General features: G+C 67.6%; 19 protein-coding genes. 13 read left to right on the top strand and 6 right to left on the bottom strand.

The genetic code is table 11. The features are described 5' to 3' along the window. Positions 1 to 156: 156 nt before the first annotated feature. The 5 genes from ACIBCN_RS08120 (at position 157) to ACIBCN_RS08100 (ending at position 6,300) form a co-directional block, all read left to right on the top strand. The gene (locus tag ACIBCN_RS08120; protein WP_396990779.1) at positions 157 to 1,893 is read left to right on the top strand and encodes a protein kinase; all 1,737 of its coding nucleotides are present in this window, start codon (positions 157 to 159) and stop codon (positions 1,891 to 1,893) included. Next, entirely contained in the window at positions 1,890 to 2,582 is a 693-nt protein-coding gene (locus ACIBCN_RS08115; protein ID WP_396990778.1) for an HAD family hydrolase, read from the top strand. Before ACIBCN_RS08120 ends, ACIBCN_RS08115 begins: the two co-directional genes overlap by 4 nt. Before the next feature lie 149 nt (positions 2,583 to 2,731). Then, positions 2,732 to 3,595, top strand: coding sequence for an arpA protein (locus ACIBCN_RS08110; protein ID WP_396990777.1), 864 nt, complete (start codon positions 2,732 to 2,734; stop codon positions 3,593 to 3,595). 57 nt (positions 3,596 to 3,652) lie between these two features. Next, the gene (locus tag ACIBCN_RS08105; RefSeq protein WP_396990776.1) at positions 3,653 to 4,489 is read left to right on the top strand and encodes a class I SAM-dependent methyltransferase; all 837 of its coding nucleotides are present in this window, start codon (positions 3,653 to 3,655) and stop codon (positions 4,487 to 4,489) included. Further along, a complete protein-coding gene (locus tag ACIBCN_RS08100) occupies positions 4,486 to 6,300 on the top strand; it encodes a choline/carnitine O-acyltransferase (RefSeq protein WP_396990775.1) in 1,815 nt (604 codons plus the stop codon). Before ACIBCN_RS08105 ends, ACIBCN_RS08100 begins: the two co-directional genes overlap by 4 nt. On the opposite strand, the gene ACIBCN_RS08095 is transcribed toward ACIBCN_RS08100, so the two are convergent. Further along, complete coding sequence (locus ACIBCN_RS08095; RefSeq protein ID WP_396990774.1) at positions 6,301 to 7,275, bottom strand: NAD(P)H-dependent flavin oxidoreductase; 975 nt, start codon at positions 7,273 to 7,275, stop codon at positions 6,301 to 6,303. It lies immediately after the preceding gene. A 71-nt stretch (positions 7,276 to 7,346) separates the two neighbouring features. Here ACIBCN_RS08095 and ACIBCN_RS08090 point away from each other — a divergent pair, with 71 nt between their 5' ends. From ACIBCN_RS08090 to ACIBCN_RS08075, 4 genes are all read left to right on the top strand, one after another. After that, a complete protein-coding gene (locus ACIBCN_RS08090) occupies positions 7,347 to 7,628 on the top strand; it encodes a phosphoribosyl-ATP diphosphatase (protein WP_174412539.1) in 282 nt (93 codons plus the stop codon). Between the two features lie 48 nt (positions 7,629 to 7,676). After that, positions 7,677 to 8,528, top strand: a complete 852-nt coding sequence (gene hisG, locus ACIBCN_RS08085; protein WP_396990773.1) for an ATP phosphoribosyltransferase — start codon at positions 7,677 to 7,679, stop codon at positions 8,526 to 8,528. 125 nt (positions 8,529 to 8,653) lie between these two features. Beyond that, positions 8,654 to 8,788 carry a hypothetical protein gene (locus tag ACIBCN_RS08080; protein ID WP_396990772.1) on the top strand — a complete coding sequence of 45 codons (135 nt, stop codon included), beginning with the start codon at positions 8,654 to 8,656 and terminating at the stop codon, positions 8,786 to 8,788. Continuing rightward, on the top strand, positions 8,788 to 9,999 hold the full coding sequence (locus ACIBCN_RS08075) for a YeiH family protein (protein ID WP_396990771.1): 1,212 nt from the start codon (positions 8,788 to 8,790) through the stop codon (positions 9,997 to 9,999). The genes ACIBCN_RS08080 and ACIBCN_RS08075 overlap by 1 nt, the downstream gene beginning before the upstream one ends. On the opposite strand, the gene ACIBCN_RS08070 is transcribed toward ACIBCN_RS08075, so the two are convergent. From ACIBCN_RS08070 to ACIBCN_RS08060, 3 genes are read right to left on the bottom strand one after another with little or no spacing between them, the layout of a single operon-like run. Beyond that, positions 9,989 to 11,149 carry an oxygenase MpaB family protein gene (locus tag ACIBCN_RS08070; protein ID WP_396990770.1) on the bottom strand — a complete coding sequence of 387 codons (1,161 nt, stop codon included), beginning with the start codon at positions 11,147 to 11,149 and terminating at the stop codon, positions 9,989 to 9,991. The two genes, ACIBCN_RS08075 and ACIBCN_RS08070, sit on opposite strands and share 11 nt — an antisense overlap. Before the next feature lie 53 nt (positions 11,150 to 11,202). After that, positions 11,203 to 12,255, bottom strand: coding sequence for a polyprenyl synthetase family protein (locus tag ACIBCN_RS08065; RefSeq protein WP_396990769.1), 1,053 nt, complete (start codon positions 12,253 to 12,255; stop codon positions 11,203 to 11,205). Further along, entirely contained in the window at positions 12,248 to 12,457 is a 210-nt protein-coding gene (locus ACIBCN_RS08060) for a hypothetical protein (protein ID WP_396990768.1), read from the bottom strand. Before ACIBCN_RS08060 ends, ACIBCN_RS08065 begins: the two co-directional genes overlap by 8 nt. Before the next feature lie 361 nt (positions 12,458 to 12,818). On the opposite strand from ACIBCN_RS08060, the gene ACIBCN_RS08055 reads away from it, so the two are divergent. Beyond that, positions 12,819 to 12,977, top strand: a complete 159-nt coding sequence (locus ACIBCN_RS08055) for a hypothetical protein (protein WP_396990767.1) — start codon at positions 12,819 to 12,821, stop codon at positions 12,975 to 12,977. Position 12,978: 1 nt separating this feature from the next. Here ACIBCN_RS08055 and ACIBCN_RS08050 read toward each other — a convergent pair whose 3' ends face one another. After that, a complete protein-coding gene (locus ACIBCN_RS08050) occupies positions 12,979 to 13,890 on the bottom strand; it encodes a RecB family exonuclease (RefSeq protein ID WP_396990766.1) in 912 nt (303 codons plus the stop codon). Positions 13,891 to 13,990: 100 nt separating this feature from the next. Here ACIBCN_RS08050 and ACIBCN_RS08045 point away from each other — a divergent pair, with 100 nt between their 5' ends. After that, positions 13,991 to 14,824, top strand: a complete 834-nt coding sequence (locus tag ACIBCN_RS08045; RefSeq protein WP_357389253.1) for a tRNA (adenine-N1)-methyltransferase — start codon at positions 13,991 to 13,993, stop codon at positions 14,822 to 14,824. A 65-nt stretch (positions 14,825 to 14,889) separates the two neighbouring features. Here ACIBCN_RS08045 and ACIBCN_RS08040 read toward each other — a convergent pair whose 3' ends face one another. Then, complete coding sequence (locus ACIBCN_RS08040) at positions 14,890 to 15,438, bottom strand: hypothetical protein (RefSeq protein WP_396990765.1); 549 nt, start codon at positions 15,436 to 15,438, stop codon at positions 14,890 to 14,892. Positions 15,439 to 15,578: 140 nt separating this feature from the next. On the opposite strand from ACIBCN_RS08040, the gene arc reads away from it, so the two are divergent. Together arc and ACIBCN_RS08030 are read left to right on the top strand one after the other, a co-directional pair. After that, positions 15,579 to 17,339, top strand: a complete 1,761-nt coding sequence (gene arc / locus ACIBCN_RS08035; RefSeq protein WP_379290361.1) for a proteasome ATPase — start codon at positions 15,579 to 15,581, stop codon at positions 17,337 to 17,339. 331 nt (positions 17,340 to 17,670) lie between these two features. Continuing rightward, positions 17,671 to 18,921 carry a carboxylesterase family protein gene (locus tag ACIBCN_RS08030; protein ID WP_396990764.1) on the top strand — a complete coding sequence of 417 codons (1,251 nt, stop codon included), beginning with the start codon at positions 17,671 to 17,673 and terminating at the stop codon, positions 18,919 to 18,921. Positions 18,922 to 18,924 lie beyond the last annotated feature (3 nt).

The following is an 18,924-nucleotide window of genomic DNA, read 5'->3' as shown; positions in this document are numbered from 1 at the left end:
GGAAGCGTTGCAACTGCATCCGGGGCAGTCGGCGGGTGCGTCGCCATCGCTGCTTACGGGTGTAAAGAACTACGGCGCGTAGCGTTTTCGGGGATTTCCCGGCGTAACGCGCCACTGCAGTACCAGCTCGGCGCGTAAGCAGGAAGGCACAACAGCATGACGGCGGACCGATTGATCGCGGGACGGTATCGACTCACGGATCCGATCGGCACAGGCGCGATGGGCGTCGTCTGGCGCGGCACCGACGTCCGCCTGCGGCGCACGGTCGCGGTGAAGCAGCTCATCCTCGGACCCGGATTGACGCGCACGGCCGCGCTGGAGGCGAAGCTGCGCGCCATGCGCGAGGGGCGCATCGCCGCCCGGCTGCATCATCCGCACGCGATCACCGTCTTCGACGTCGCCGAGGAAGACGGCCAGCCGTGGCTGGTCATGGAATACATGGACGCCCCGAGCCTGGCCGCCAAGCTCTCCGGCAAGCGCACCCTGTCGCCGGTGGAGGTCGCCCGGATCGGCGCGCAAGCCGCCGGCGCGCTGGCCGCCGCGCACGACGCGGGCATCATGCACCGTGACGTGAAACCCGCGAACCTGCTCGTCGGCGACGACGGCACCGTCAAGATCACCGACTTCGGCATCTCCCGCGCCGTCGGCGACGTCACCGTCACCGCCACCGGATTCCTCGCGGGGACCCCGGCCTACCTGGCGCCCGAGGTGGCGCGCGGTGAGAACCCGGAACCCGCCTCCGACGTATTCGCGCTCGGCTCAACGCTTTACGCCGCCGTCGAGGGTTTGCCGCCGTTCGGCGAGGGCGACAATCCGCTGGCCGTGCTGCACGCCGTCGCGCGCGGACAGGTGCCGGTGCCCGAGCACGCCGGTGCGCTCGGACCCGTTCTGCTGCGACTACTCGCCCCGACCATCGACGCGCGCCCGACCATGCGGGAGGCGCAGAAGGCGCTGGAAGCCGTTGCGGAGGGCCGGGTTCCGGTTTTGGGCACACCCATGCTCACCAAGGCGCTGCCCGCCCCCGGTGCCGACAACGCGACAACCGTGCTGCCGCAACCGAGTCCACCGCCCGGCACCGACGCCGCGGGCAGTACCGCGAACGCGAACGACGCCACGGCGCTGGTGTCGACCGCCGCGCTGACGAATCCCCCTGTCGCCGAATCCGTTTCCGCGCAGTCGCCGCTCCCGCCGCGCGGCGGTGCCTCCTCGACCCTGCCGGGCGGCGCGGGGCCAGGACCGTCGCGCAATCGTTCGCTCGCGATGGCGGCGGCCGCGTTCGTCGCGGTGCTGGCCGTGATCGGTCTGGTCGCGTTCCTCACCACCGATCGCAACAAGGGGGAGACCGCGGCACCGCCCGCGACCAACCCGGTCCCATCGTCGGTCGCCGCGGTCCCACCGTCGGCACCTGATGCGGCGGGTCCCGGCCAGCAGGAGCCCGCGGCACAGGTGCCGCCCGCCGCGTCGTCGGCGCCGCCGAGCTCGGCCCCCACGCCGACCTCGGGACCGCCCACGTCGGCAACAACGCCGCCGCCGTCGACGAAGGCGCCGGCCACCACCATCACCGTGACCCCGTTCGGCGTGCCCACCGCGGCGAACGTCGCCCAGTTCGTGCAGGGCTACTACGGCATGCTGCCGGGCAACACCGCAGGCGCCTGGTCCCAGCTGACGCCTTCTTACCAGTCGCAGGCCAGTGGCAGCGGCTACAACGGCTACGCCAGCTGGTGGGGCACGGTGAGTTCGGTCAGCGTCGGCAACGTCACGACGCAGGGAGAGAACCGAGCGGTCGTTTCGCTGACCTATCGCATGAAGAACGGTGAGACCAGATCCGAGAGCCGATGGATCCAGGTGGTATCGGAGAATGGACGGATGTTGATCTCCGGTTCCGGCACATGAGTGAGCGAAGCGTAGACGGGACCGCTCGACTAGCCGCCGTGTTGTGGGACATGGACGGCACGCTGCTCGACTCGGAGAAGCTGTGGGACGTCGCCGTCCGGGAGCTGGCGCGCGAGCACGGCCACGAGATGACCGACGAGCTGCGGCACGCGCTGATCGGCGCGTCCGGGCCGGATGCGTTGCGGATGGTCTTCACCGGACTCGGCATCGAGCCGACCACGGCGGCGCTGCGGGCGGCGGGGGAGTTCCTGGAGCGGCGGGTGACCGAGTTGATGGCCGGTCCGATCCCGTGGCGGCCCGGTGCCGAGGAGGCGCTCGCGATGGTGCGGGCGGCGGGCCTGCCGTCGGCGCTGGTCACCAATACCAAGCGGTCGCTCACCGAGTTCGGCTTGAACACGCTCGGCCGCGACTACTTCGATGCGTCGGTCTGCGGCGACGAGGTGGCCCGCGGCAAGCCAGCGCCGGACGTGTACCTGCGGGCCGCCGAGCTGCTCGGGGTCGAACCGCGCGACTGTGTCGCCGTGGAGGATTCGCCGACGGGCACCCGCGCGGCAGAGGCGGCGGGCTGCGCGGTGATCGTGATCCCGTGCGAGATTCCGGTGCCGGACGGGACGGGCCGCAGCTTCCGCGACACCCTGGTCGGCCTCACCGTCGATGACCTCGAACAAGCGCTGAAGCAGCGCGGCTGAGCGGCCGCCGTTCGACACTCCCGACCGCGCTACGTCGAGAGTTACTGTGCCGCAACGGGAGTGCGTGCTGCTGATAGGTGTGACCGCGATCACCGGCAATCTCGCCCAATCCCGGGCGTGTCGGCGGTCGGCTCTACCAGAATGTCGCCATGGCAGCGTTGGGTGTCCTCGACGAGATCGTTGATACCGCACGGTATCCCCTCGCGAATTCCGCGGACGCCGGTCGGCGCGCCGCCGTGGCACACGCCAGGGCGGAATTGGCAGCCAGCGGCTGCACGGTACTGCGCGGTTTCATTCGGCCGGAATTGACCGAAACGCTCCGGGCACAGGGCGAGGCGATGGCGCCGCACGCGTACTACGAGGTGGAGCGGGTCAACGCCTACAACATCCCGCTGGATACCGAACTGCCGGAAGACCATCCGGGGCGCATCGTGCTCGATCGCGGCAACGCGTTCGTGCCGCGCGACCGGATCCCCGGCGACGCGCTGATCCATCAGCTCTACACCGACACCCGGTTCCAGCGTTTCGTCGCGGACTGTTTCGGCCTCGCCGAACTGCACGAATTCGCCGACCCGCTGGCCGGTCTGTGCCTCAACGTGGTTGCACCGGGCATGTCGCACCCGTGGCACTTCGATACCAACGAATTCACCGTCAGCATGCTGACCCAGCCCGCGGAGTCGGGCGGAATCTTCGAGTACTGCCCCAACATTCGCACGCCGCAGGCCGAGCACCTCGACGACGTGCGCGCCGTGCTCACCGGCGCGGGCGAGCCGTTGATCCAGCGGCTCGACCTGCGCCCCGGCGACCTGCAGCTGTTCCAGGGGCGCTTCTCGCTGCATCGCGTGTCGCCCGTCGCCGGTGCCGCGCAACGACATTCGGCGATCTTCGCCTACACCGACCGGCCGGGCGTCATCGGCACGGTGGAGCGCACCCGTCAACTCTTCGGCCGTGTACTACCCGACCATCTGGCCGCCGCGGCCGACGTTGTCCGCGGCGACCGTTTGCTCGACTGAGCCGAACGGCCCGATCGAGCCGATCGGGAGTTACCGCTCGACCCGAGAGGAACGACTGTGGCAGTGCCGTTACACACGACCGGGAAAGCCTCCTTCGACGACATCTACGACCGCCCCGATCCACGCGACTACTACGCCCGCATGGCCGATCTCGACTATCGCATTCCCGAACTGGCGAAACCCGTTTTCCAGCAGCAGATTCGGGAGTACCGCGCCTCGGCTCGGGTCAGCACCCCCACCGTGCTCGACATCGGCTGCTCCTACGGCGTCAACGCGGCACTGCTGCGCTTCGACACCACCATGGCCGAACTCGCCGAGCACTATCGCACCGCCGGAGGGGATCACGCGGCCCTCGTGGCCCGCGACCGCGAGGTGCTCGGCAGCAGAAGCGGACTCACCGACGTCCGCTTCCTCGGTATGGACGCCTCCGCGCCCGCACTCGCCTACGCACAGGAGACCGGTCTGCTGCACGACACCGTGCACGCCGATCTCGAGTCCGGCGAACCGACCGACGAACAGCGCGAGCTGCTCGCCACCGCCGACATCATCATCTCCACCGGCTGCATCGGCTACGTCACCGAGAAAACTCTGGTCCGAGTCGCCACCGCGCATCCGCGTCGGCGACCATGGATGGCACACTTCGTGCTGCGCATGTTCGACTTCGCGCCGATCGCCGCCGAACTCGCCGCGCTCGGCTACCGAACCGAGCAGGCGCCCGGGCTGTTCGAGCAGCGCAGGTTCGCCTCCGATGCCGAGCAGTCCCAGGTGCTGAACGCCCTGTCCGCCAAGGGAATCGACACCACCGACCGGGAAACCGAAGGCTGGCTCTATGCCGGTCTCTACCTATCGCGACCGTTGCCGAAGCACCACGCCGACACCGAGGACCAGCATTGACCGAACGCACGTTCGCCGCCGACGACAGCCTGCCCAGGGTGCCCCTGCCGACCCTGGAGGACAGCTGCGCCAGATTCCTGCGGTGGTGCGCACCGCTGCTGACCGCCGACGAGCTCGCCACCACGGAGGCGGCGGTCGATGACCTGCTGCGCGCGGACGGCCCCGGCCGCACATTGCACGCGGCGCTCGCCGAGTACGACGCCACCCCCGGCGTCGGCAGCTGGCTCGACCTGTTCTGGCCGTCGCGGTACCTGGGCAGGCGCGATCGCATCGCGCTGAACGCCAACTTCTTCTTCCTCTTCCGCGACGACACCACCCTGGCCGCTTCGACCGCCGCCGCCCAGGTGGATCGGGCCGCCGGAATCATCTCCGCCGCCGTGGATTACAAGCTTTCCCTGGACGCCGAGGCGATCCCGCCGGTGCTGCAGCGCGGGCAAGCGCTGTCGATGTGGCAGAACAAGTACCTGTTCTCCGAGACCCGCATTCCCGGCGAGACGCAGGACAGCGTCCGGGTACCCTACAGCGAGGAATGGCCGGGCCCGTCCGATGCCAAGCATGTGGTGGTGTTCTTCCGCGGCAGCATGTTCCGGATGGACGTACTCGGCCGGGACGGCGTGCCGTACTCACTCGACGACCTGGCCTGCGGGCTGCGCGAGGTGCTGAAGGCGGGCGCGCGTTCGACCCGAACCGATTCCGCGGTAGGGCATCTCACCACCAAGGCGCGCGCCGAGTGGGCGGCGAGCAGGCAGGAGTTGCTCGCCGAGCCGACCAATGCCGCCGCGCTGGACACCATCGAGACCGCGCTGTTCTGCGTCTGCCTGGAGGACTTCGCGCCGCGCGACGAGCTGCACGCGTGTGATCAGCTGTTGCACGGCGACAGCGCGAACCGGTGGTTCGACAAGGCGGTGTCGTTCATCGTCTTCGCAGATGGCCAGGCGGGCATCAACATCGAGCACTGCGGGCTGGACGGCACCACCATCCTGTCGTTCGTGGACGCGATGCTGGAGGTTTCGGCGCCCGAGCACGCCGCCCGATCCGGGGCGCAGGCGCAGGGTCTGCCCGCGGTGGAGCCGATCGAGTTCGTGCTGGATGCGGCGCAGCGCAACGACATTGCCGCCGCCGGTGCCGATTTCGCCCGCTATGCCGCCGAGAATGCCACGCAGACGGTGTCTTTCGAGGATTTCGGGACCAGCCGGGCCAAGCAGCTCGGCATCTCCCCGGATGCCTTCGCGCAGTTGAGTTATCAGCTGGCGCATCGGCGCAGCAAGGGAATCACCGGCGCCACTTACGAATCCATCGCCACCCGGCAATACCGCAACGGCCGCACCGAGGCCATGCGGGTGATCACCCCGGAGATGGTGGCGTTCGTGGACGCGGTGCAGGACCCGGCGGTCGACCGGCCCGCCGAGCTCGCCGCCGCGCGCACCGCGGCCGCCGCGCACGTCGCGCGGGCCAAGGAATGCCAGGCGGGTGCCGCGCCCGAGCAGCACCTGTGGGAACTGCAGTGGATCCAACGCCGTCGCGGCGCGGAACTCGGTGTCACCGAGCCGATTTCGCTCTACGACAGCCCCGGCTGGGTGATCATGCGCGACGACTACCTGAGCACCAGCTCGGCGCCGTCGGTCAACATCCGCTACTTCGGTTTCGGCTCGACCAGCCCCCGCTGCATCGGCGTCGCCTACGTGCTGCTGCCGGACCGCTGGAACCTGTACCTGGCCACGCCGACCACGGTCGCGGACCAGATGCACGCCTTCGCCGACCACCTGCGCACCGCGGTGGCTGACCTGGCGGCATTGCTCGGCGCGGAATAGTCAGTCGCCGCGGACGCGCTGCGTGTCAGCGCGTCCGAAGGCGGCGTCCGCCTCGGTGGTGATCCTGGCCAGCACGTCGGCGGCGTAGTCGATGGAGCTGATCAGGTCGACGGCCTCGCCCGCCCACACGGCCAGCGCCGCGGGATCGTCCTGGTCGACGGCGTCCAGGTAGCCCTGTTGCGCCGCGGTGTCGGTGCGCAGTTCGTCCTCGCGGTCCTGCCAGCTGTCGAGGAAATGGTTGCGCAGCATGCGCGCGGTGTACCTGGCCGGCCACGGCGACCGGCGCGCGATGTCGTACACCCGGTTACGCGCGGTCTCGTCGCCCGTCGCGGCCACGATCGCCTTCGCCTCCTCGGGCGCGAGCAGTGCCTCGTGCGTCGCCTCGAACCGGGTACCGATCAGCGCACCCGCCGCGCCGAGCGTCAGCGCGGCGGCGAGCCCGCGGCCGTCCGCGATCCCGCCCGCGGCGAGTACCGGCGTCGGAGACACCAGATCGACGACCGCGGGAACGATCGTCAAGGTCGACCGCCCGCCACCATGGCCACCCGCCTCGGCACCCTGCGCGATGATGACGTCCGCGCCGACATCGCGAGCCCGCTTCGCCTCGTCCAGGTCGGTGACCTGGACCAGCACCTTCGCGCCCGCCTCGCGCACCGCCGCGACGAACGGGCTCGGGTCACCGAAAGACAGCGCCACCGCGCTCGGCCGATACTCGTCGAGCACCCAGCGCAGCGTGTCGAGCTCAACGGCCCAGGACAAGAATCCGACACCCCACGGCGCCTGAGCCTGTGTCGTGGCGATCGCCAGCTGCGGGCCGAGCCAGGCACGGTCCCCGCCACCGGCACCGATCAGCCCCAACCCACCGGCATTCGAGACCGCGGCGGTGAGCTCGCCGCCCGCCACCCCGCCCATCGGCGCCAGCGCGATCGGGTGGCGCAGGGCGAACAACTCGGTCAGTGCTGTCTGAAAGGGCATGGCACCATCATGCCCACCACCGCGCTCCGCGAAAGCCCGGATGGGCCGGAGCAACGGTCCCGCACACCGGTCTGAAACAATGGCTCATCGTGAAGAACTTCGAAACCCTGTTCGCCGAGCTGCAGGATCGTGCGGTCACCCGCCCCGAGGGGTCCGGGACCGTTGCCGCGCTGGACGCGGGCGTGCATAGCCAGGGTAAGAAGGTGCTCGAGGAGGCAGGCGAGGTCTGGCTGGCCGCCGAGCACGAGAGCGACGAGTCGCTCGCCGAGGAGATCTCGCAGCTGCTGTATTGGGTGCAGGTGCTGATGGTGGGTCGTGGATTGAAGCTGGAAGACGTGTACCGACATCTGTGATGGCCGCGTCTTACTCCGTAGTTTCCACTCCCGAAAGGACCCTATTCGATGCTGCGCGTAGCAGTTCCCAATAAAGGCGCCCTGTCCGAAGCTGCCACCGCCATCCTGGTCGAGGCCGGCTACCGCAAGCGGACCGATTCGCGCGACCTGACCGTGCTCGACCCGGCCAACCAGGTGGAATTCTTCTTCCTGCGGCCCAAGGACATCGCCATCTATGTCGGCTCCGGCGAGCTCGACCTCGGCATCACCGGCCGCGATCTCGCGCTCGATTCCGGTGCGCCGGTCAGCGAACGGCTCGGCCTCGGTTTCGGCCGCTCCTCCTTCCGCTACGCCGCCCCGGCCGGGCAGGCCTGGCGGGTCGAGGACCTCTACGACAAGCGCATCGCCACCTCCTACCCGAACCTGGTGCTCAGCGATCTGCAGCGGCGCGGCATCGAGGCCGAGGTGATCCGGCTGGACGGCGCGGTGGAGATCTCCATCCAGCTCGGCGTCGCCGACGCCATCGCGGATGTGGTCGGCTCGGGCCGCACGCTGCGTCAGCACAATCTGGTCGCGTTCGGTGAATCGCTGTGCGACTCGGAGGGCGTGCTGATCGAACGCACCGGTTCCGATCAGCAGGAGCGTGCGCGCAATCAGCTCATCGCGCGCGTGCAGGGCGTGGTGTTCGGCCAGCAATACATCATGCTGGACTACGACTGCCCCAAGGAGCTGCTCGAGGCGGCGGTCAAGATCACGCCGGGCCTGGAGTCGCCGACGGTGTCGCCGCTGGCCGACGACGGCTGGGTGGCGATCCGCGCGATGGTGCCGCGCAAGCAGGGCAACGAGGTGATGGACCAGCTCGCCGAGCTCGGCGCCAAGGCCATTCTCGCCTTCGATATCCGCTCCTGCCGCGCCTTCTGAGCGGATTATCGCCGTCTGTTTTGTCTTATATGCGTGAATAATTCACGCTGAACACAACCGGTGTGCCTGCTGACCGGGTGTTGCTACCGTGCGGCCTCGCGATGAGGAACGCAAGGAGCACACCCGTGTCACAGACATCGCCCGACGAACGGTCGGGAAGCACATTCGCCTGGAGTGAGGACTGGCTGGCGGCGGTCGCCGGACTGGCGCTGATCGCGCTGGTTTTGGTCGGCGCGATTCCGGATTGGCTGGTGACGTGATGTCGGATACCGCAGCGCGCGAAGCTGATTCGGCTGCCGACGCGAGCGTTGCCATCGAGTCGATCGAAACCGGCACCGGTGCCGATGCTTCCGGCCCGGTGAGGTCGGAAACAGCGGCACTGCAGGCGGTCTCGCGGCCGACGGTGGGCGCGATCGTGGCCGGGATCGCGGTCGTCCTGGTGCTCGGCGCGCTGACCCGCTTCTTCGACACCCATGTGCCACGGTGGGCGGCGGACACGCCGTTCAAACGGGTGGCCAAGTCGATCGAGTTCCCGGTGTACGCCATCGTGATCGGCCTGCTCGGTAACGTCATTCTGGCCAAACTCGCACTGCGCGACCGGCTTTCGGCCGGGTTCCGCACCGAGTTCTTCATCAAGACCGGCGTGGTGCTGCTCGGTGCCTCGATCAATCTGAAGATCCTGGTGACCGCGGCGGGCCCGTCGATCCTGCAGGCCCTGCTGCTGATCACCGTGGTGTTCGGATTCACCTGGTGGCTCGGCGGACGGCTCGGGCTCGACGACAAGCTGCGCGCGCTGCTGTCCTCGGCGGTGTCCATCTGCGGCGTCAGCGCGGCCATCGCGGCGGCCGGTGCGGTGCAGGCCAAGCGCGAGCAGATCGCCTACGCGGCCTCGCTGGTGATCATCTTCGCGTTGCCGTCGATCTTCGTATTGCCTTGGCTCGCCGACGCTTTCGGGCTGTCCGACGCGGTCGCCGGTGCCTGGATCGGCGGCAACATCGACACCACCGCGGCGGTCGCGGCGTCCGGCGCCATCGCGGGGGAGAAGGCGCTGCAGATCGCCACCATCGTGAAGACCACGCAGAACGCGCTGATCGGCGTCGTCGCGATCGCGTTGACCGCGTACTTCACCCTGAAGGTGGAACGCACCGCCGGTGCGGTCCGGCCCTCGGCGCGGCAGTTCTGGGAGCGGTTCCCCAAGTTCGTGCTCGGTTTCGTCGCCGCCTCCGTCATCGGCACGCTGTACCTGCAATCGGCCGACAAGAAGTCCGGTGCCGCGCACATCGCCATCATCAACGACCTGCGCACCTGGTTCCTGATCTTCGCGTTCGTCTCCATCGGGCTGGAGTTCTCGCTGCGCGGCCTGCGCGAAGCCGGGTGGCGGCCGATCGTCGTCTTCGGCTCCGCCGTCGTGGTCAATCTGGCTGTCGGACTTGGCCTTTCCGTCCTGCTGTTCCGCGACTTCACCCTCTGAGCGGCGGCGGTGGCGTCCACCGGCGGGTGCGCGCCACCGTGGACGAGACGCCGAAATCCGCTTTGAGTTGCTCGGGAATGGCGTAGTGCATGACTCGGCCGCGGGTCAGCGAGCTGAGTTCGAACAGCGCGGTGACGTGACCGAGGCGGTCCAGCGCCCACGCCCCGAGCGGGGATTTGTCCTCGATGGTTTCCAGGATGCCGAGCAAGCCCGGTGCGGCTTTCACGGCGGTATCCCACGCGGTGCGGGGTACTTGCAGCCAGTCGGCGCCGGTATCGCCGACGAGGTAGCGGATGACGGCGGCGACGATGGGGTCGAAGGTGGTGCCGGGGACGACTTCCTCGTAGAGGTCGATGAGCTGGCGAGTGAGGTTGACGCCCTCCTCGCTGGGACCCATGTACCGGGTCAGGTAGGTGTCGAGGAACTCCCGGGCGGCGGCCAGGTCCTCGGGTGCGTGCGCTTGGTCCACGCCGAGCATCGCCCCGACCACCCGCCACGCGTAGAAGTACGCCTCGGCTCCGTCGACGGTCATGTGGATGTTGAGCCGGTGCAGACTGTCGAGAACGAGGATGGAGAACAGCAATTGGCCGCCGATCATGTCCTCCTGACAGATCGGCGTGCCGAAAGCCTCGGTGTCCCAAAGGTTTTCCCTGGACAGGTGATGACGAATCGCGGCGTGCAGCAGCCGGACCTTCTGGACGGCGGGCACGAAGCGGCTGCCCGCTTCGAAGGCATCGGGCTGCATCAGATAGACGGTGAACTGCCCGGTCTCGGCCATCCGTTTGGATGGGTACTCCAGTGCGTGCGTGGCCGACAACAGCTTCGCGACGTGCGGAACGAGGTAGCAGGCGGGCATCGAGGCGAACGACAAGGCCGTGGAGATGTGCACGTTGTTGTCGATGAAGAACAGCCGCGCCTTCTCCATCTCGCCCCAGTCCACCCAGGCGGGTGGCGTGCTCGTTTCGTGCAGGTATTCGCGGGCGACATCGGGCAGTCCGTCCGGCAGGGGTGCACCGGCGGTGGAGACGTAACGCATGAGGGTGTTGAACTTGCCGACCTCGCCGCGCTCGAACAAGGTCGCGACAGTCGCGTCGGCGAGTTCGTCACCGTATTGCCGCAGTGCGTCCATCGACGTAGCGGTGTAGGTCATCAGGCGCTCCTAATTTCGACGGTCCCTGCTTCGGAAGTCGCACTGCGGCAAGGTCAGTGGTTGCGGGTGGTTGCGGTGTGCGCGAGCTCCCTCAGCGCGCTGGCGGCGTGCGGTGGCACCGCAAGGCCGGCCAACGCGCCAGTGGCCCGCTCGACCCGCTCGGCGATCATCCGTTCGATCCGTTCGGGCGCGCCGACCCGATTCATCAAGTCGCACATCTCGCGCAGCTCGTCCGGGCCCGGATCGGGTCGATCCAGCAAGGCGCCCAACTGTTTTCGTTGTCGGCGGTCGGCGCCGCGCCACGTCTCGGCGAGCAGGGCGGTCGGACGGCGAGCGCGCAGGTCGTCGATGCTCGCCTTGCCGGTCCGGGCCGGATCACCGAACAGACCGAGCAGGTCGTCGCGCAGTTGAAACGCCTCACCGAGCGGTAATCCATAGGCGGAGAACGCCTTCGACAACCGGGGGTGCGCCCCCGCCAGCGCGCCGCCGATCAGTAATGGCTGTTCGACGGTGTATTTCGCCGTCTTGTACCGGACCACCTTCAACGATTCCTCGGTGTCCGGCGCCGCACCGGTGCAGAGAATCTCCAGGCATTCACCCGCGATCAACTCGCGGGCCATCGCCATCCACAGCGGACGCGCCCGCGAGAGATACGCCGCAGGCAGTCCGCTGACGAGGAACAAGTGCCCGGCCGAAGCCACAAGCAGATCCCCGACCAGCATGGCGAGGGCCCTGGCGGATTTCTTTGCGCTCGGGCGTCCACCCAGCGAGGTGCGCAGCGCGATCTGCGCGGTGGGCACACCGTGCCGCAGCGGGCTGTCGTCGATGATGTCGTCCTGCACGCTCGCCGCGGCATGCACCAATTCCATTGCCGCCGCAGCACGTATCAGCGCGTCACTGTCCGGTTGCCCCGCCGCCCGCCAGCCCCAGTAGCAGAACGCCGCCCGCAACCGTTTGCCGTGCGCGGTCGCCACCACGATCTGCTCGGCCACCGGCCGCAATTTCGGGTCGACCGTCAGCAACTCGTCGTTCTCCTGCGCGACGAACCGCGCGAGGGTGGTGTCGATGCGGGCCTTGAACGCGGCGGGGTCGTATCGTTCAGACATCGTCGGCGGCGGCACGTCGTGCCACTACCTGCTGGGCGAGGATTTCCAGGTGCGCTGGGGGAACGACGGCATACCGATCCAGCGCGAGCCTGCCGCGTGCCTTCAGATCTGTGTCCGCCTCGCCGACCAGCGCCGTCAGGTCCGCCCGCCCTAGTAGCGCTCGCATCCGCCCGAGCACCGGCCCGATCCGGCTGAGGGCCAATCCGCTAGTCCCGCCGCCAAGAGCACGGCGTCCTCACCCCGAGATCCGTCAGATTCCGATTGTTGCGACATCCGATCACGCTCCCCATCCGTACGAGCGGTACCTGTCGCCGTGTGGGTCCCGTCAGCAAGGGTGGAATCGGCACGGCAAACACAGTGTGACATCAGCGACGACCGGACACGCGGATAATCTCACCGGCTTTCGTTGCGGCACGGCAGTTGTCGGTACTGACGAATTCCGCGAGTCTTCACGATAACTTCACGGTGTGTCGGCGACACTGTTCGATGTGTCGGGCGAAATACACACGGAGAACGTCGGGGCGCCGCAACGGGCCCCCGTAGGGACGCAGGGAAGGACGTCGATGACGACGGAGGCCGAGCAGGTCAGCCGATGGCTCCGCATTCGGAACGCACTGATCCTGGTCGGTGACGTGGTGGGGGTTGTGGTGCTGATCGTCGCGGTGGCCATGATCGGATCTCATGGCACGTCACTGGATTTCATCTTGGGGACCGGTCGATAGGTCAGTCCGCGACCGCGTCCGCGAGGGTCTCGTCCGGCGACTCGGCGGTGCCGCCGGCCGGCCAACCGGGGTAAGGCGGTGGCGTGCCACCGAATTCGGGGCACAGCGGCTTGTAATCGCAATAGGAGCAGAGCCAGCTGGTGTTCGGCTGGAAGTCGCCGGTGCGCCCGGCCTCCAGAATGGCCTCCCACAGCGCGGACAGGGTGCGTTCGAAGCGGAGCAGCTCCTCCTCGTCGGGGGCATAGGTGAGGATCTGCTCGTCGGCCAGGTAGATCAGCCGCAGCTGGGCGGGCAGGATGCCGCGGGTGCGCAGCACCACCAGCGCGTAGAACTTCAGCTGGAACAGCGCCCTGGTTTCCTGGGTAGGGCCGGGTGCGCGGCCGGTCTTGTAATCGACCACCCGCAACTGCCCGGTCGGCGCGACATCGATCCGATCGACGAAGCCGCGCAACAGAACTCCGTCCGCGAGCTCGACCTCCACCCGCGCCTCGCGTGACTCCGGATCGAAGCGTGTCGGATCCTCCAGCCGGTAGTACGCCCGCACCAGCGCGCGCACCTCGCCGAGGAAACCGTCCAGCTCGGCGTCGGTGATCAACTCGGTCACCGCGGGCCACCCGGCCGCGATCCGCGCCCACACGGGCACGATCAGCCCCTCCGCCCGCTGCGGCTGCCGTTGCGCCGCGGGCAGGCCGTACAGGTCCTCCAGCACTCCGTGCACCACCGTGCCGCGCAGGGCGTTGCGATTCGGCGTCTCGGGAATCCGATCGATCGCCCGGAACCGGTACTTCAACGGGCACTGCTTGAAATCCATTGCCCGCGAAGGCGACAGCGCGGGCCGCGACCGACTCGCCGCCGCGCCGGGATCGGACGCCTGCGCGCCGTCGGTAGGGGGCGTGGACACGGGCGAGCTCATACCTGGCAGGCTATCCGGCGGCACCGACACGCCGGTGCGCGACTATTCACCGCACTGCTCTGCCAGTCAACAGCACTGCTCTTCCAGCGAACGGAGATTCATGACGGCCAGACGGACCGGGCCATTCACCCTCGGTGACCGGGTACAGCTGACCGATGCCAAAGGCCGCCTGTACACGGTGGTTTTGGAGGAGGGCAAGGAGTTCCACACCCATCGCGGCGGGATCAAGCACGACAGCCTGATCGGCGCGGACGAGGGCACCGTGGTGAACTCCACCAACGGCACCCCGTATCTGGCCCTGCGCCCGTTGCTGGTCGACTACGTGCTGTCCATGCCGCGCGGCGCGGCCGTGATCTATCCGAAGGACGCCGCCCAGATCGTGCACGAGGGCGACATGTTCCCCGGCGCGCGGGTCTTGGAGGCGGGCGCGGGCTCCGGCGCGCTGACATGTTCGCTGTTGCGTGCCGTCGGGCCGCAGGGCGAGGTCGTCTCGTACGAAATTCGCCAGGATCACGCCGATCACGCGATCCGCAACGTCGAAACCTTCTATGGCGAACGTCCCGCTAACTGGTCGCTGACGGTCGGCGACGTGGCCGATTACGAGGGCGAGCCGGTGGATCGCGCCGTGCTGGACATGCTCGCGCCGTGGGACGCGCTACCCGCGGTGGCCAAGGCGCTGGTTCCCGGCGGCGTGCTGATCATCTACGTGGCAACGGTCACCCAGTTGTCGAAGGTGGTCGAGGCGCTGCGCGAACAGGAGTGCTGGACCGAACCGCGCTCCTGGGAATCGATCGTGCGCGGCTGGCACGTGGTCGGCCTCGCAGTCCGCCCCGAACACCGTATGCAGGGCCATACGGCGTTCCTGGTGAGCGCGCGCAGGCTTGCCGAGGGCACGGTGACCCCCAAGCCACAGCGCAGGCCCTCGAAGGGCTGACAAGCCGATCCGACCGAAGGCGCCCTTCAGTAGTGCGGACGGGCTCGAAGGTGGCCTTCGGGCGGTTAGGCGGGGACGCAGGGCGCCTGCGCGAAGCCGAGGAGCAGGCAGCCGCTTGCGTCCGACAGCTTCCAGGTGCCGCCGACGTTCTCCCAGCTGATCGGCATCGCGGGCGCCGCGCCGTGCGGCGAATTGATGGTGACCTGCGCGGTGGCGGTGTTGCCCTGCGTTGTGACATCCGCCACTGCGAAGGTCAGCGCGTAGCCGGCCAGCCCCTTGTTCATCTGATCGATGTTCGCCGTGCGCTTTTCGCCGTCGACGATCAGCTTGGTCTTGTCGGCCGTGGGTACCGCCGGATCGGACAACTTGACCAGCACCGCCTGCAGTGTTTCCGGGCTCGGCGCGCTCGCGGCGGCGGACGGTGCGGCGCTGGTCGGGGCCACTGTGCTGGAGGAAGAGACCTTGGCATCGGATTTGTTGTCATCAGAGCTACAGCCGGCCAGCCCGGCGGTAACGACAAGGGCGGCAGCAGCGGTAGCAAGAGAAACGCGGAAGATTCTGGCGGGAAGGAGCATATTCAGCAACCTTTCGGCTCGGTCGGCGAGCTGGCTCACCGAGTGCGGGTTAGGGCAGGCTAACATGGTCATCCGGCGGTCGATCGCAGCCCAGATGTGATCACGACGAAACCATGTCGGAAAGCGAGAACGGTTCGCGCCCGGTAGCGTTGATAGACCGGGACTGGGAGGAGCAGCACATGAGCCCCATCGAGAATTCGGATTCGGCGGCCTGGAGAGAGCTCGAGGCGGTACGCGCCGAAGCGGCTGCACTCCGCAGGCAACTCGCCGATTCGCCGGATCGTGCACGGGAATTGGAAGCCCGCATCGATTCGCTGACGATTCGCAACACCAAGCTGATGGACACCCTCAAGGAGGCGCGCCAGCAGCTCGTCGCCTTGCGTGAGGAAGTCGATCGGCTCGGTCAGCCGCCGAGCGGATACGGAATCCTGATCGGCGTATACGACGATCAGACCGTCGACGTGTTCACCTCGGGTCGCAAGATGAGATTGACGTGTTCACCGAACATCGAGACCTCGACCCTCGAATACGGTCAAACCGTCCGGCTCAACGAGGCACTCACGGTCGTCGAGGCCGGAGTGTTCGATGCGATCGGCGAGATCGGCACCCTGCGGGAGATCCTCGATGACGGCCGCCGTGCCCTTGTCGTCGGTCATGCCGACGAGGAGCGCGTGGTCTGGCTGGCGGGTCCGCTGGCCAAGGTCGCCGAATACGACGACATGGACGACCCGGACTCCCCGATTCGTAAACTGCGCCCTGGTGATTCGCTGCTGGTGGACACCAAGGCCGGGTTCGCGTTCGAGCGCATTCCCAAGGCCGAGGTCGAAGACCTTGTGCTGGAAGAGGTTCCGGACGTCGACTACACCGACATCGGTGGCCTCGGCAGGCAGATCGAGCAGATCCGCGACGCGGTGGAACTGCCCTTCCTGCACAAGGACCTGTTCCGCGAGTACGCGCTGCGCCCACCCAAGGGCGTGCTGCTCTACGGTCCGCCCGGTTGCGGTAAGACGCTCATCGCCAAGGCGGTGGCCAACTCGCTGGCCAAGAAGATCGCCGAGGCGCGCGGTGAGGATGCCAAGGAAGCCAAGTCGTTCTTCCTGAACATCAAGGGCCCCGAGCTGCTCAACAAGTTCGTCGGCGAGACCGAGCGCCACATTCGGATCATCTTCCAGCGGGCTCGCGAGAAGGCGTCCGAAGGTACGCCGGTGATCGTGTTCTTCGACGAGATGGATTCCATCTTCCGCACCCGTGGTTCGGGCGTGTCCTCCGACGTGGAGACCACGGTCGTGCCGCAGCTGCTGTCGGAGATCGACGGCGTCGAGGGCCTCGAGAACGTCATCGTGATCGGTGCCTCCAACCGCGAGGACATGATCGACCCCGCGATCCTGCGGCCTGGCCGCCTGGACGTGAAGATCAAGATCGAGCGGCCGGACGCGGAATCGGCGCAGGACATCTTCTCCAAGTACCTCACGGAGACGCTGCCCCTGCACGCCGACGACCTAGCCGAGTTCGGCGGCGACAAGCTGGCCTGCGTCCAGGCGATGATCGAACGGGTCGTCGACCGGATGTACGCCGAAAGCGAGGACAACCGCTTCCTGGAGGTCACCTACGCCAACGGTGACAAGGAAGTCCTGTACTTCAAGGACTTCAACTCCGGCGCCATGATCCAGAACATCGTGGACCGCTCCAAGAAGTACGCCATCAAGTCCGTCCTCGACACCGGCAACCCCGGCCTGCGCCTCCAGCATCTCTACGATTCGATCCAGGACGAGTTCTCCGAAAACGAGGACCTGCCCAACACCACGAATCCCGATGACTGGGCCCGCATCTCGGGCAAGAAGGGTGAGCGGATCGTCTACATCCGCACGCTGGTCACCGGCAAGAACGCCAGCGCGAGCAGGGCGATCGACACCGAGTCCAGCACTGGTCAGTACCTGTAGGTTTCAGTATGAAAGGCCGCGTTCCCATTGGGAGCGCGGCCTTTTCGTGTGGTGGGGTTTGGGCGAGCGGATCGTCTACATCCGGCTGCGTCTAATTCACCGGCAAGAACGCCAGCTCGAGCAGGGCGATCGACACCGAGTCCAGCACGGGTCAGTACCTGTAGGTTTCAGTACGGAAGGCCGCGCTCTCATCGGGAGCGCGGCCTTTTCGTGTTGCGGCGCTCCGGTCATCGACGTGAGTCGAATGGTCGCCATACAAGATCAGTAAGCGACCTTTTGACTCGTGTCGATTGGCAGGGCGGGGGTGGGCCGGGCGGGGCAGACTCGACTCATGACCAGTGAGATCAATCAGTCGGTAGTTGTCGAGGTGGGGGGCGGGAGAGTTCGGGGGGTTGTCGAGGGGGCGGTGAGCGTTTTTCGGGGGATTCCGTATGCGCGGGCCGTTCGGTTTGGGGAGCCGGAGGCGGTTGCGCCTTGGCGGGGGGTTCGGGAGGCGAGGGAATTCGGGGTGGCGGCACCGCAATTGGCGTCGCGGTTGGCTCGAGCGATGGGCGGGTTCGAGGTGGCGCAGGGGGAGGAGTGTTTGTCGTTGAATGTGTGGGCGCCGGTGGGGGATGGGCATCCGGTGTTGGTGTTTATGCACGGGGGTGGGTTTTCCAGTGGGGCAGGCAGTCTCGGGTGGTATGACGGGGCCGAGATGGCGGCACTGGGGGATGTCGTGGTGGTGACGGTGAACTATCGGCTTGGGCCGCTCGGGTTTTTGCGGTTGCCGGGGGTGAGTGCGGGCAACCTCGGTTTGTTGGATCAGATTGCGGCGCTTGGCTGGGTGCGGGACAACATTGCCGCGTTCGGTGGTGATCCCGGTCGGGTGACCGCGGCAGGGCAGTCGGCGGGGGCGATTTCGCTGGTGGCGATGTTGTCGGGGGAGCGGGCGGAGGGGTTGTTTCAGCAGGTGATTTTGCAGAGCCCGCCGCTCGGGATGCTGCCCGATACGCCGGATGCGGCGGCGCGGACCGGGGCAAAGTTCTTGCAGGAGTTGGGAGTTACGGCGGGGGAGCTCGGTGCGGTGCCGGTGGATGCGTTGCTGGCCGCGCAGGTGGCGGTCGCGAAGGGGTTCGGGGGGCAGGTGGTGCCGCCGTTCCAGTTGGTGGGCGATGGGGTGGTGGTTGCCGCCGACCCGGTTGCCGCGGTGAGCGGGCGTGCGGACGGTATACCGATGTTGCTGGGAACTACCAAGGACGAGGCGTCGGCGTTCTTCTCCGATGACTGGGATGCGGTGGCGGCGGTCTCGGAGCAGATTTTCGGGGGGCCGACTCGGCGATTGAGTGAGTCGCGCGAGGCGGCCTGGCTGTTCGAGTTCGATTGGTATCCGGAAGGCAGTCCGTTCCGGGCGTGTCACTGCCTCGAGCTGCCGTTCCTCCTCGGCACCGCGGCGGCATGGCGGCACGCGCCGATGCTGCAGGGTGAGCGCCCGCAGGGGCTCGTCGACGAGATGCGCGGCAGCTGGCTCGGTTTCATCAAGGACGGTGATCCGGGGTGGGAGCGCGGCAACGCCCGGCACTTCACTGGCCGATCGTGCTAATAT

Source organism: Nocardia sp. NPDC051052, from assembly GCF_044456045.1.
Lineage (GTDB): Bacteria > Actinomycetota > Actinomycetes > Mycobacteriales > Mycobacteriaceae > Nocardia.
This window is presented reverse-complemented; position numbering and strand designations above follow the sequence as displayed.